This is a genomic window from Mycobacterium florentinum (assembly GCF_010730355.1).
GTDB classification, from domain to species: domain Bacteria; phylum Actinomycetota; class Actinomycetes; order Mycobacteriales; family Mycobacteriaceae; genus Mycobacterium; species Mycobacterium florentinum.
Window position 1 is genome coordinate 4539477 of sequence record NZ_AP022576.1, and the last position, 13002, is coordinate 4552478.

Annotated in this window: 13 protein-coding genes; 7 read left to right on the forward strand and 6 right to left on the reverse strand. The window is 65.1% G+C overall.

Annotated elements, in window-relative coordinates; translation table 11 throughout:
- Positions 1–19 precede the first annotated feature (19 nt).
- The 4 genes from G6N55_RS21610 to G6N55_RS21625 form a co-directional block, all read right to left on the reverse strand.
- A complete protein-coding gene (locus tag G6N55_RS21610) occupies positions 20–1111 on the reverse strand; it encodes an amidohydrolase family protein (RefSeq protein ID WP_085223996.1) in 1092 nt (363 codons plus the stop codon).
- A gap of 281 nt (positions 1112–1392) precedes the next feature.
- Positions 1393–2304 (reverse strand): NAD(P)-dependent oxidoreductase, encoded by a 912-nt coding sequence (locus G6N55_RS21615; RefSeq protein WP_197747408.1) that lies wholly within the window; start codon positions 2302–2304, stop codon positions 1393–1395.
- Positions 2305–2306: 2 nt separating this feature from the next.
- Entirely contained in the window at positions 2307–2687 is a 381-nt protein-coding gene (locus tag G6N55_RS21620; protein ID WP_085223801.1) for a carboxymuconolactone decarboxylase family protein, read from the reverse strand.
- 22 nt (positions 2688–2709) lie between these two features.
- Positions 2710–4134 carry an aldehyde dehydrogenase family protein gene (locus G6N55_RS21625; protein ID WP_085223803.1) on the reverse strand — a complete coding sequence of 475 codons (1425 nt, stop codon included), beginning with the start codon at positions 4132–4134 and terminating at the stop codon, positions 2710–2712.
- Positions 4135–4182: 48 nt separating this feature from the next.
- Here G6N55_RS21625 and G6N55_RS21630 point away from each other — a divergent pair, with 48 nt between their 5' ends.
- The 7 genes from G6N55_RS21630 to G6N55_RS21660 all read left to right on the forward strand — a co-directional run bounded on the left by G6N55_RS21630 (position 4183) and on the right by G6N55_RS21660 (position 11418).
- Complete coding sequence (locus G6N55_RS21630) at positions 4183–4827, forward strand: TetR/AcrR family transcriptional regulator (protein WP_085223805.1); 645 nt, start codon at positions 4183–4185, stop codon at positions 4825–4827.
- A 7-nt stretch (positions 4828–4834) separates the two neighbouring features.
- Positions 4835–5602 carry an alpha/beta fold hydrolase gene (locus tag G6N55_RS21635; RefSeq protein ID WP_085223807.1) on the forward strand — a complete coding sequence of 256 codons (768 nt, stop codon included), beginning with the start codon at positions 4835–4837 and terminating at the stop codon, positions 5600–5602.
- Between the two features lie 39 nt (positions 5603–5641).
- Entirely contained in the window at positions 5642–6982 is a 1341-nt protein-coding gene (locus G6N55_RS21640; protein WP_085223809.1) for a hypothetical protein, read from the forward strand.
- A complete protein-coding gene (locus G6N55_RS21645; RefSeq protein WP_085223811.1) occupies positions 6979–8364 on the forward strand; it encodes an acyl-CoA reductase in 1386 nt (461 codons plus the stop codon). Before G6N55_RS21640 ends, G6N55_RS21645 begins: the two co-directional genes overlap by 4 nt.
- A 60-nt stretch (positions 8365–8424) precedes the next feature.
- Complete coding sequence (locus tag G6N55_RS21650) at positions 8425–9093, forward strand: nitroreductase family protein (RefSeq protein WP_085223998.1); 669 nt, start codon at positions 8425–8427, stop codon at positions 9091–9093.
- A gap of 170 nt (positions 9094–9263) precedes the next feature.
- On the forward strand, positions 9264–10262 hold the full coding sequence (locus G6N55_RS21655; protein WP_085224000.1) for an acyl-CoA dehydrogenase family protein: 999 nt from the start codon (positions 9264–9266) through the stop codon (positions 10260–10262).
- A complete protein-coding gene (locus G6N55_RS21660) occupies positions 10246–11418 on the forward strand; it encodes an acyl-CoA dehydrogenase family protein (RefSeq protein WP_085223813.1) in 1173 nt (390 codons plus the stop codon). The genes G6N55_RS21655 and G6N55_RS21660 overlap by 17 nt, the downstream gene beginning before the upstream one ends.
- 55 nt (positions 11419–11473) lie before the next feature.
- On the opposite strand, the gene G6N55_RS21665 is transcribed toward G6N55_RS21660, so the two are convergent.
- Positions 11474–12046, reverse strand: a complete 573-nt coding sequence (locus tag G6N55_RS21665; RefSeq protein ID WP_085223815.1) for a hypothetical protein — start codon at positions 12044–12046, stop codon at positions 11474–11476.
- Positions 12043–12972 carry a hypothetical protein gene (locus G6N55_RS21670; protein ID WP_085223817.1) on the reverse strand — a complete coding sequence of 310 codons (930 nt, stop codon included), beginning with the start codon at positions 12970–12972 and terminating at the stop codon, positions 12043–12045. The genes G6N55_RS21665 and G6N55_RS21670 overlap by 4 nt, the downstream gene beginning before the upstream one ends.
- Between the last annotated feature and the right edge of the window lie 30 nt (positions 12973–13002).

Genomic DNA, 13002 nt, shown 5'->3' on the forward strand with positions numbered 1-13002 from the left:
TCAGTCTGCCGTGTTGGTTCTACTGTGCGCCTACCCCGGCGGGGATGTCTATGCCGTAGAGCTGCGCCGCGTTTCGCCAGCAGAGCTTGTTTCGCTGCTCGGCGGACAGCGCGCTGGGCAGCTTCTTGACATCGCCGCATTGCCAGTGTGGGTAACTCGAGCCGAACATCGTCATGTCGTCCTTGCCGGTGAACCCGAACCATTGGCTCGCGAACTCGGTGTCACCGGGACCGTCGAGGCTGCCCTGTACGAAAAAGACGTGGCCGGGCAGGTAGTCGCTGGGAATCCGCGGCGCCCACGGCGTCTGCTCGAGGTGCGGCCGGCCGAACGTGTCCATCCGCCAGATGAACGGCGTGATGAAGTCCGCGGCGCCGTCGCCCCAGACGAATTTGAGGCCGTCGAAGCGCTCGAACACGCCCTCGGCGATCATGTTCATCAGGTGGTACAGGTAATTCAGCGCCATGAAGCTGACGTACTGCTCATAGGTGCGGGTGTTCCCGGACGGTGTCGGCGGGAACGCGATGCCCGAGCCGACCTCGATGTGCGCGGCAACGGGAAGCCCGGCGTCTACCGCGGCTTCCCACAGCGGCCAGAACTGCGGCTTGCCGTAGACCTCGCGCGATTGCAGCGGAACGCCGATCTGCACCACGCGCGGATGATCGCGCCATTTCTCGATCTCGCGCAGTGCGCCGGGGATGTCGTCGGGGTTTACCCGGATGGTGCCGCGGAACCGCTCGCCGTACTGGCTGGACTCCAGCCAGTCCGACACCATCATCTCGTTGTGCGCGGCGTGCAGCGCGCTGCCCAGATGCCGGTCGGGCATGATGCCACGCGCCATCGGGTGCAGGATCGCGACGTCGACTCCCCGCTTTGAAAACAGCTCGTTGCCAACGAATTCCGGATCCGAACCGGGGTACTGGCCGTCCGGGCCCTCGGCGTTGGGCGCGTACTCACCGCCGGGCGCGCCGTACCAGTCCATCTCGTAGTCCGGGAACCCGCGGCTCTTGAACGGCTCACGCAGCGTCTGACGCAGCGCTTTGTTGGACGGGAAGAAAATATGCACGCTCGCATCGATGAGCGGTGTGCTTGTTCCGTCAGCGTGCTCGATCACGACAGCCACCCTTGGGTTCCGGTAGCCAAAGTGAGCCAAACCCGATCATAAGATAGATAATCTAACATTCTCATAGGCTGTCGATCAATGGAATTTCGGTAAGCGTCTCGGTTAACGATATGACCTGGTAGTCATTGGTATTGCCCTCATCAGAGCAATCGTCGTTCTTCAATCAGGATAATACCATTCTCGGCGCTCGTCGGAAGGTGGCTTCCGTGCCGTCGAGATTGCCTTGCCGCGGCCGGGCTCGCTAGGCGGTCATTACAGAGTGGGCGAACGTGTCACGCCGTCCGGCCGTCGTCGACGCCACCGACGGTGACGCCGGCCGCCTTTTCGAACGGTTTGATGACGGTCGTGAAATCGGAGTCGGCGCCCTGGTCGAGCGCGGCCGCCTCCCAGAGCCGGCCGATGGTCTCGGCGATGTCGACCGGCACGCCGAGCGCCTTGGCTTCGTCGAGATAGAGCCGCACGTCCTTGACCATCAGGCCGGTGGCAAAGCCGTAGTCGAAGGTGCGGGGTAGCACCGCGCGCGGGAACTTGTCCCGACTGGCGCTCGTCGCGCCCGAGCCCGCATTGAGCACTTCGATCATCACGGCCGGGTCGAGACCGGCCTTGACGCCCATCACGACGACCTCTGACGTCGCGACCAACACGTTGGCCGCCAGGATGTTGTTGGCCAGCTTCATCGTCTGCGCCGAACCGGGTTTCGCTCCGATGTAGTACGGCCGGCCGATCGACTCGAGTACCGGCTGTATGACGTCGAACTCGCCGCGCGGACCGGAGACCATCAGCGCGAGCAGCCCTTTTTCCGCGCCGCCGACGCCGCCACTGACCGGGCTGTCGAGGGCGGCGATTCCTCGTTGGGCCAGCAGGTCATGGATGCGCACGGAGGTCCGGCTGCCCACGGTCGACAGGTCGACGTAACGCTTGACCCGGGAGCCCTCGATCACACCCGCGGCTCCCGTGGCGACCTCGAGCGACACCGCGGGTGACGGGAGGCTGGCCAGCACCGTCTCGGCGCGGTCCGCGACCTCTTTCGCCGATGACGCGGCCCGGGCCCCGAGCGAGACGATGCGGTCGAGTGTCGCGCCGCTCGTGTCGAAGGCGATGACGTCGTGGCCGTCGCCGATCAGGCGCCGTGCCATGGGAAAACCCATGTTTCCCAACCCGATAAACCCGATTTCGGACACGATTGTCAGGCCTCGTCCAGTTCGGCGAACACCTCGCGGGCGATGCGGAAACTGTCCACAGCGGCCGGGACGCCCGCGTAGACGGCGACCTGCAAGAATATCTCGCAAATCTCTTCTCGGGTAACGCCGTTGGTCAGCGCGCCCTTGATGTGCGTTCGTAATTCGTTCGGCCGGTTCAGGATTGGGATCATCGCCAGGTTCAGCATGCTACGCGTCTTGCGGGGCAAGCCGTCTCGGCCCCACACCGCGCCCCAGCAGTATTCGGTGACGAGATCTTGTAGGGGCGTGGTGAACTCGTCGGCATCGGCGAGCGCCCGGTTGACGTACGCCTCGCCCAGCACCGCGGAGCGGATTTCGAGTCCCCGTTGATATGTTTCGCGATCCAATGTCTTCTCCTTAACGACTGAGTTACAGACGTACGACTACGGTCTTGGTGGCGGTGAACATGTCGAGGGCTTCGTAACCCTTCTCGCGGCCGTACCCGGATTTCTTGAAACCTCCGAACGGCAACTCGACCCCGCCGCCGGCGCCGTAGGTGTTGACGTATATCTGGCCCGCCCGGATCTCGGCCGCGAGCCGATGTGCGCGGGAGAGGTCGTTGGTCCACACCGCACCAAGCAACCCATAGTCCGTCCCATTGGCCAAGGCGATCGCCTCGTCCTCGCTGACGAACCTGTTCACGGTGAGCACCGGGCCGAAGATCTCCTCTTGGGCGATGGTCTCCGCGGGATCGACATCTGTGATGATCGTGGGGGCGAAGTACGCCCCGTCCGCCAGCTTCGGATCGTGCGGTGGCTCACCGCCGCACAGGATTTCGCCCTTGACGTTGCCGGCAACCATCGATTCCACCCGCTGCTGCTGCTTGCGGGAGACCAGCGGCCCGAGATCAGGATCCTCGAGTCCCGGCCCGATCGTCGCCAATTGCAGCCGCTGGCAAACCATTTCGACCAATGTGTCGTGAATGGAATCGTGCACCAGCAGCCGCGAACCGGCCGAGCAGGTTTGACCGGCGTTCTGCAGGATCGCCTTCGCGATCGACTCCGCCGCGCGTTCCAAATCCGCGTCGGGGAAGACGATCTGCGGGGATTTCCCACCCAGCTCCAAAATCGTCGGCGCGACCCGGTCGGCTGCGGCGTGGGCGATCAACGAACCGATCTGGGTCGATCCGACAAAACCCACATGGTCGACGCCCGGATGTGCCGCCAGGGCGGCCCCGGCCTCGGCGCCGATCCCGCTCACCACGTTGAACACCCCGGCCGGCAGGCCGGCTTCAATCGCGAGTCGGGCCAATTCGACTGCGGTGCGCGGTGTTTCATCGGCGGGTTTGGCCACCGAGCAATTGCCCACGGCGATCGCGGGCGCCACGGCGCGAGACAGCAGCTGCATCGGGTAGTTCCAGGCGACGATGTGCCCGGTGACACCGAGTGGCTCACGCCGGGTGTAGACGTGCAGATCAGTTGACAGCGGGATGGTTTGGCCATAGTACGAGTCGATCGCATGGCCGTAGAAGCGGAAGTAGCGTGCGGCCACGACGGTATCGGCGCGCGCCTGGGCCAGAGGTTTTCCGGTGTCCTCGCTTTCGATCCGGGCCAACCGCTCCTGGTTGTCGCCGATCAGATCCGCGATCCGCGTCAGGAGTGTCGCCCGCGCCTCCGGCGTGGTGTTGCGCCAGCTTTTCGATGCCGCCGCGGCGGCCCGGACCGCACGATCCACTTCTTCGCCACCGCCGCGTGCCACCGGCCCGAGGGAGCGTCCCGTCGCGGGGTCGATGTTGTCGTAGACGTCTTTCGAGGGCACTGATTCGCCGTCGATGAATGACTCGGTGATCGTCACGGTAACCCCTTGGCTCGATTGGTCGTCCCAACGGTTATCTACACGTTAATGTATATTTCCGTGGTCACGACAACCCGGCGTGGACGCCCGACGCAGGCCGAAGCCAAGAAGCTGCAACAAAAGCTGCGCAACGCGGCCGTGGCGACCTTCGTCAAGCTCGGATATGACGGCGCCAGCATGGAAGCGATCGCCAAGGCGGCGGGCATCACCCGGCGGACGCTCTATGCGCGCTACCCCGACAAGCGGGCGGTTTTCCTCGATGTCATTCCCTGGGCGCTCACCCGCAGGACGGAAGGTGAGGCCACCGAGGAATTCGACGACGGCGACCTGCGTGCGGCCCTGGTCGCGGTGGGCCGCGCCGGCCTCGCACGGGCGATCGATCCCGACATCGTGCGCCTGAAGCGGATCGCGATGAACGAGTCGGCACGGTTTCCCGAGTTCGCGGTCAGCGCCCACTCCATGACCTGGTCGGCCCGCCACCGACAGGTGATGGAGCTGCTTCGTCGCCACCAAGACGCCGGAGCCATCGAGGTGGATGATCTCGAGTTGGCCGCAGGCCACTTCATCGCGGCGGTTGAACATCTGCCCGCGCGGCTCGCGGACAGCGGCATCTACCGCAGTCCAGAGGAAGAGGAGCGCCATTTGCAGCACGCCGTCGACCTTTTCCTGCGCGGCATCCTGCGTCGCGGCTGAACTCGCGATGGCTTGGCCTGGGCTGGTACTGGTGCACGGGGGAGCGCATGCCGCCGATTGCTGGGAACTCACGGTCGCCGAATTATCCCGTCAGGCACCGGAATTGCGGGTCCTGGCGGTCGATCTGCCCGGCCGCGGTAGCAGGCCGGCGGATCTGACATCCGTCACCGTCGCCGATTGGGTGAACTCCGCTGTCGCCGATATCGATGCCGCCGGTCTCGATGACGTTGTGGTCGTTGGGCATTCGATGGGCGGGCTGACAGTGCCGGGAATCGTGGCGAAGCTCGGCGCCACCCGGGTGCGGGAGATGATCCTGCTGACCGCGTTCGTGCCGCCGCGGGGCTCGTCGGTGGTGGATACGCTGGGCGGGCCCCTGGCCCCATTGGCGCGTTCAGCGCGCCGAATCCATACGCCGCTCCCAATCCTGCGGGCCGCAGCACCTTTCGCGTTCTGCAATGGCATGACGCGTCAACAGCGCGCGCTCACCCGGTCGAGATTGTGCATGGAATCGCCGAACGTCATTTTCGAACGGGCCGACCGCAGCGACCTACCCACCGAGGTGCCGCGGACGTGGATCATGACGCTGGCCGATCGAGCGTTGTCGCAGCGCCAGCAGCTCGGCGCGATCGAGGCCCTCGGTGGAGTCGACACGATGATCTGCGTCGATGCCTGCCATGACGTGATGTTCTCTCGCCCACGCTGGTTGGCCGGCACCCTGGCCGACCGGTGCCGAGAGTATCGGTCTCGACCGCCCGACGTCGTTAATATACAGTAGCGTGTACTTAATGACGGTGCGGTCAGAGAGGAGTCACCGATGACATCTGCGACCGAACGGCTGGTCCAGCTGGTCGGAGCCAGGGATTGCTTCGACATCGCGCCCGCCGAACTGCTGCCGGTGCAGCTGGAAGCGGCCAACGAGCGGCTGCAAAGCCAAACGGAGTGCAATCCGTTGTTGGCCAACCGCGCCGGCGCGGTCAAAGAGATCAAGCGGCCCGCCGATCTGGTGCCACTGCTGTTCGCGCACACCACCTACAAGACGTATGCGGAAGGCTGGCTCAGCGAGGGGCAGTGGGACCGGATGGGCAAGTGGCTGGCCACCGTGTCCACCCGCGCGGTGGACGGCCTCGACACCGCCGGCGTGCAGACGCTCGATGACTGGATCAAGCAGCTGGAGACGGTCGGTCACTACCTCTCCTGCTCCAGCGGCACGACCGGCAAACCCGCCATGCTGTCCTGTACCGAGGGAGACGTCGAGCTGTCCGCGCGGATCAACATCGAGGCGCTGCTGTGGGCCACGGGCTTGACCCGCGGCGAAGACCGCAAATTCCTCGGCCTGGGGCCACAATTCGCCGCTCCGCGCGAGGACGCGATTCGCCAGGCGATGGTCGACTGCTTCTCGTCGCGATACCCGCCGTACCAATTCGGCGACGGTGAACCGATCACGGTCGGGTCGATGGTGGACATCATCACCCTGCGGCGCAAGCTCGCCGACGGCACCGCACGCCCCAGCGAGATCGCGGAGTTCGAACGCATTGCCACGCAGCGGGCCAACGATATGGGCAACTCGGCGAAGAAGGCGGTCGATGCCGTGATCGAGGCCCGCGAGCTTCCGTTGCTGGGCGCCGGCATGTTCGCCACGCTTTATCAGATCGCCGAAGGCATCAACGCCAAGGGGCATGGCGGCGGCGACTTCAATCCCGACAATGCGCTGATGGTCGCCGGCGGCCTCAAAGGCGCTGCGCTACCGGAGAATTACCGCGAATACGTGCTGGAGACGTTCAACGTCGCCGAAGGGCGACTCTTCCACGCGTACAGCATGCGCGAGATCAATGCGGTGTTCCCGTTGTGCTGTGTGCAGCGGTATCACATCTCGCCCTGGGTGATCCTGTTGCCGCTGGATACCGCCGGCGAGCAGCTGCTGGATACCTTCGACGGTGAGATCGAGTCTCGGGCAGCCTTTTTCGATGCATCGATCGAAGGCCGCTGGGGTGGAGTGATCAGCGGTGACCGCGTCAGTGTCAGTTACGCGAAGTGCCGGTGCGGGCATCAGGGTCCGACGATAGGCCGTGAGATCACCCGGTACGCCGACCTGCCGGGCGGTGACAAGATCACCTGCGCCGGCAGCATCGACGCCTATGTGCGGGGTGTCGCATGACCACGCTGTCGGCACCGCATTTCGTGCAGGGAGTGTTGGTCGAAGGGGACGCAATTCGCCACCGGTCACGCGACTTGGGTGCTGATTTCACCACTCCCGCAATTGATCTCGATGCGCTTGTGTTGCCGCGCTCGCGGTTGCCGCCGCTGCTCGACGTGACGCTGGCCGAGATCGTCGACTACCTGGTCGAGACGGGCGAACGCCTGCGGCTGGATCGCAACCCGCACCTGCAGGAATGCCTGGAGCTGATCGCGGCCACGAATCCGTTACCCCGGCGGGTGGTGGAGAACTTGTACCGCCAGGCGCCGTATTTTCTGACCAGGCCGCTGCTCGAGAGTATCGTCGATGCGAACTTCGCGAACCGCGCGGCGCTCGACGGCTGGGTCGAGCGCGTCGACGGCCACGGCAACAAGGGGGCGGTGCGTGCGTTTCCGCCGCGCATGGTCCACATGCTGGCGGGCAATGCCCCGTCGGGATGTGTGTCGTCGATCGCGCAAGGCGCGTTGGTCAAGGCGGTCAACCTGTTCAAGATGCCCTCGAGTGACCCGTTCACGACGGTGGCGGTGTTGCGCACGATGGCCGAGGTCGATCCGAGGCACCCAGTGGTGCAGTCGATGTCGGCGGTGTACTGGCAAGGCGGGGACGCGGTTATCGAACGTACCCTGTACCGCCCCCAGTACTTCGACAAGATCGTCGCCTGGGGAGGCGGCGACGCGATCAACAACGTGATCCAATACCTCGGACCGGGGATTCAGCTGATCTCGTTCGACCCGAAATCGTCGATCTCGATGATCGGCCGCGAAGTTTTCGGCTCGCCGGACCGCGTCGCCGAGGTCGCTGATCGGCTGGCCGCCGACACCACGGTGTTCAACCAGGAGGCGTGCCTGGCCAGTCGCTACGCCTTCGTGGAAGGCCAACGGCCCCAAGTGGAATCGTTCTGCGCAGCACTGGCGCAGCGGCTGAACGTCGACCGTGACTTCGGCTCGGCCGAGGGCCCGGCACTGCCGGCGGAAGTGCGCGAGGAGATTCAGGTGGCCGAGGCGATGGGCGATCTCAAAGTGTGGGGCGGCTTCGACGGGCGCGGCTTGGTGATCCTGTCGGAGCGGCCGGTGGAGTTTCAGCCCAGCCACAAGACGTCCAACGTCGTGCTGGTGGACTCCCTCGACGACGCCGTCCGCTACGTCAACGTCGCCACCCAGACCATCGGGGTATATCCCGACGAGCGCAAGACCCAGCTGCGCGATCGGCTGGCGAGCCAAGGGGCACAACGGTTGTGCCGCTTGGGAACCGCAAACGCCCATGTGCTGGGAAGCCCGCACGACGCGATGTACCCACTGCAGCGATTCGTGCACTGGATGGGTGACGACGACATCACCCTGTGATCTGTGATGCCCGCTGCACGCTAGGTTGCATCAGAAGGCCCGTGCCGAAAAGGAGTGACCATGACGGGAGCGAGCAGCGACGTCTGGGAAGTGATGTCGACGGCGCGGACGATCCGGCGCTTCACCGACGAGCCGGTCGACGACTTCACCCTGGCGCAGTGCCTGGAAGCGGCGAGGTGGGCCCCGTCGGGCGCCAACGCGCAGGGCTGGCGTTTCGTCGTGTTGCGCTCACCCGAGCAGCGGGCCGTCGTGGCCGAGGCCGCGGCCCACGCCCTGGAAGTGATCGAGCCGGTCTATGGCATGACCCGCCCCGCCGACGACGACAACAGCCGCCGCGCTCGTACCTACCGCGCGACTTACGAATTGCATGACCGGGCCGGTGAATTCACCTCGGTCTTGTTCGCGCAACAGCATTACCCGACGGCATCCGAACTGTTGCTCGGCGGATCGATCTTTCCCGCGATGCAGAACTTCCTGCTCGCCGCGCGCGCTCAGGGCCTCGGGGCCTGCATGACCAGCTGGGCCTCCTACGGCGGCGAGCAGTTGCTGCGGCAAGCCATCGGGGTGCCCGACGGCTGGTTGGTCGCCGGCCACATCGTGGTCGGCTGGCCCGAGGGCAAGCACGGCCCCCTTCGTCGCCGCCCGCTCGCTGAGTTCGTCAATCTCGACCGCTGGGACGAGTCTGCCACCGGCCTTTTTGCAGCTCCGACCGGTCGGCCGGTGAACTAAGGCACCGGGCCACCGAGCACGCTCCCGGCTGGCCGGGCGCTCGGACCTTTGAGCCCGGCCAGCCGGGCGCTCAGCACCTATCGATACGTCATACGCGGAATGCGAGATTATTACTTCCGGAAGGGAGAATGGTATTCTCGCGAGGGCGGTGACGACAGGAGGCGGCCCCGATGCTGTTGGAGTTCGATGCTGATCAGCGACTGTGGCAGGACACGGTGCGTGACGCCGTCGCAAAGCAATGTCCGCCCTCGCTGGTGCGGAGCGTGGCCGAGGATGGCGTAGACCCGAGCCCACTGTGGAAGTCGTATGTCGACCAGGGCTGGACCGAGCTGAACGAATCGGATAGCGCTGTGGAGCTGGCCATCGTGCTCGAAGAGCTAGGCCGCGCAACCGATCCCACGCCGTTCCTGGCGACGATGAGCCAGTTCGCTCCGCTTGCCGGGGACCGATTCGACCCACACCAGTCCGGTACCGCGGTGTACAGCGGTGTTACGGCGCACCGCGACGCAGACGGGTGGGTGCTGGACGGAACGGCACGCCACGTCCTGGACGGCGATCGCGCCGACCGGCTGGCGGTCGTGACCGACGCGGGCGTGTTCCTCGTCGAGTCCGGTCAGGTCTCCGCCCGCCGCGCGTCGGTGTTCGACCCGGTTTTGCACGTCGCGGACCTGTCGTTCGCCAGGGTCCGGGTGCCCGACACCGAACGACTGACCGTCGACGCGGAACGCGCTCGCCATCTCGCGTTGACCGGCATGGCCATCACGATGGTCGGCGCCTGCCAGCGCATCCTCGACCTGGTGCTCGAGCACGTGAAAAGCCGTCAGCAGTTCGGTGTCGCCATCGGCTCCTTCCAGGCCGTGCAGCATAAGGCCGCCGACATGCACGTCGCCGTCGAACGCGCCAGGGCGCTGGCCTATTTCGCGGCGCTGACGATCGCCGCCGACGATCCCCGCCGCCGGCTGGCGGCCGCGATGGCCAAGGCGTCGGCGGGGGAGTGCCAGTCGCTGGTGTTCCGGCACGGCCTACAGCTGCACGGCGCAATGGGCTTCACGTGGGAGAACGACCTGCAGTTCGCGCTGAAACGGGCCAAAGCCGGCGAGCTGATGCTCGGTGGTGCCGCCGAGCACCGGGCGCGGATCGCGGAGGAATACCGTGCAGCTGACTTTTGATTCCGACGTCGAGGAATTCCGGGCGGAGTTCTCGGCCTTCCTCGACGAAAACCTGCCTCCCGCAAGCGAAACGCTCGAGCGTCCCCGCTCGGTGTCGCACATGCCGCAGTGGGCACGCGACTGGCAGCGACTGCTGTTCGACAACGGCTGGCTGCTGCCCGGCCAGCCGCCGGAATTCGGCGGACGCAATGCGACGGTCCTTCAGCAGTTCGTCTACATGCAGGAACTCAGTCGCCGCCGGATCTATCACAGCTTCAACCCGCAGGGCGTGAATATCGTTGGTGCCTCACTGTTGTCGTTCGGCAACGACGAGCAGAAGCGGCGTTGGGCGGTGCCGATCCTGCGCGCCGAGCTCACCGCGTCGCTCGGCATGAGCGAACCCAGCGCGGGTTCCGATCTGGCGTCGCTGCGTACTCGCGCCGTGCTGGACGGCGATCACTTTGTGATCAACGGCCAGAAGGTGTGGACCTCGGGCGCCCACGATGCCGACGTTTTGTTGACGTTCGTCCGGACGAATCCAGATGTGCCGAAGCACAAGGGAATCAGCGTGCTGATCGTCCCCACCGATACCCCGGGTCTGGTGCGCCGGCCGTTCCCGTCGATCGTCGCGGCCGACGATCTGGATTTCAATGAGGTCTTTTTCACCGACGTGCGGGTGCCGGTGGAGAACCTGGTCGGGGAGGTCGACCAGGGCTGGAAGGTGGCCAACGGGTCGCTCGGACACGAGCGCACGATGATGTGGCTGGGCTTCGCGGATCGAATCGACAATATGATCGACGACTTCCACCCCGGCACCGAGGTTGAGCGCGACCAGTACGCCAGCACGATCATGGACCGACAGGCGCTGCGCCTGCTTGGGTCGGCGGCCTTGGCCCGCGCCTCGCGTGGCGAAGACGACGTGGCCGCGATCTCGGTGCTCAAACTGCTCGGGTCCGAGGCCGAGTTGCGGGGGATGGAGCTCGCGTTCACGTCCGCGGGATCCGACGGGCTCGTTCACCCGGGCCAGACCGGGCCGTATGCGCACATGAACCTCGACCACTACTTCGCCAGCTGGTTCGAGCGTTATGCGCGAAGCTTTTCCGGCACCATCGCCGGCGGCACCTCCGAGATCCAGCGCAACATCATCGCCCAGCGCGTGCTTGGCCTTCCGCGCTGAGCTAACTGGCGAACGATGCCGAGTTGCTTTTTATCGCAACGGCATTCAACGTCGTCTAGACCGGGTCGAATTTGGTGATCAGCCAGTTACCGTTGACTCGGCTCAAACTCACCAGCACACTGCTGGACGACATCGCGGGGTCGGGATTGTCCTTGCTCGTGGTGCTCTGGTCGACCAGCACCAGCACGACGGCCGAATCCGGATGCAATTCCTGAACCGCGGCCCCCAACACCCGGGCGTTGGTCTTCAGTGACTTCTGTTTGGCTGCCGGAGCGACGATCTGTTCGGTGAACTGGTTGTAGTACGACAAGAAGTCCCCGGACAGGTGAGACTTGGCGGCAGCGAAGTCCTTGTCGAGTGTGTCGGGCGAGTAGGACAGCAACGCGACCGTTCCGTCGGACGCCGAACTGACAACTGCGCTCGCGACGCTTGCGTCGGTTTGTTTATCGGGCCGGTACTGCTTGAAGTACAGCCACGTCGCCGCGCCACCGGATAGCAGCAGCAGCAAAATCAGAACGACGGGAAGGATTTTCACCTTCCGCCGCGCGCGTTGCTCGCTACGTCCACTCGGTTCGGTTTGCTCGGGAGTGTCGCCGTCGACGTCGGCGCTCTCGTTGTCCTTGCTCATGGAATGAACTCCAGTTTGGACACCTTGTATTGCCCACCGTCCTCTGTGACGGTCACCCGGAGCCGCCATCTGCGGGGTTCGTCTTTGGCGCCCGCGGCGTTGGTGATCCGCGATGTCGCCGCGACGAGCACCAATGCGGAATTCCCGTCGATGGATTGCACGGCCGCTGCCGTCACGGTTCCTTCGGTGACCACTTTGGACTGCTCAACGACTGTCGTGAAATCTTTTGCGCGCTGCTGGAAATCGTCCCTGAACTGGCCGGTCGAGCTATCGATCACCCGCTGGACGTCCTGCTTGGCGCGGTTGAAGTCCAAGGAGGTTATGTTGACGACACCCTGTCTGGCGCCCGCAGTGAACTTCGCGATGCGTTCCTTGCGCTCGGTGATTTCATGACGCTGCCACATCATGTATCCGCTGGCCCCGACGAATGCGCAGATGAGGATGACGGCGGCCACTTTCCACAGCAAGGACAGCGACGGCAGCCGCAGGCGTCGCCGTGAGCCGGCCGACTCAGATTCCGATTCGGCGTCTTCGGGCGTCGCGTCGGAGTCGTCTTCGGGCGTCGCGTCGGAGTCTTCTTCTTCGGTCTCGGCTTCGTCGGCGTCGGTGACGTCCTCGTCAGTTCCGTCGTCGGTGTCGGTGTCGGTGTCGTCCTCGTCGGTCGTCGCCTCGACGGTTTCGGTTGCGTCCTCGTCGGCGTCCGAGACTTCTTCGGCAGTTTCAGCGGTGTCGGCAGTTTCCGCCTCGGCGTCTGTTTCAGCTTGGGCCTGCACTTCGCGCCGGAGCCGGGCGGCACGGGCGCGGGCACGCGCCGCGGCAGCCAGTGCCTCGGCTTCGGCGGCTTCCGCCTCGGCTTCCGCGATCAAAGCCAAGGTGTCGGCTTTCGATGTGGCCGAATTTTGTGGCGGGTCCTTCGCGTCAGCCATCCCGCTTACCCCCGGTCGCCCTCATAAGCG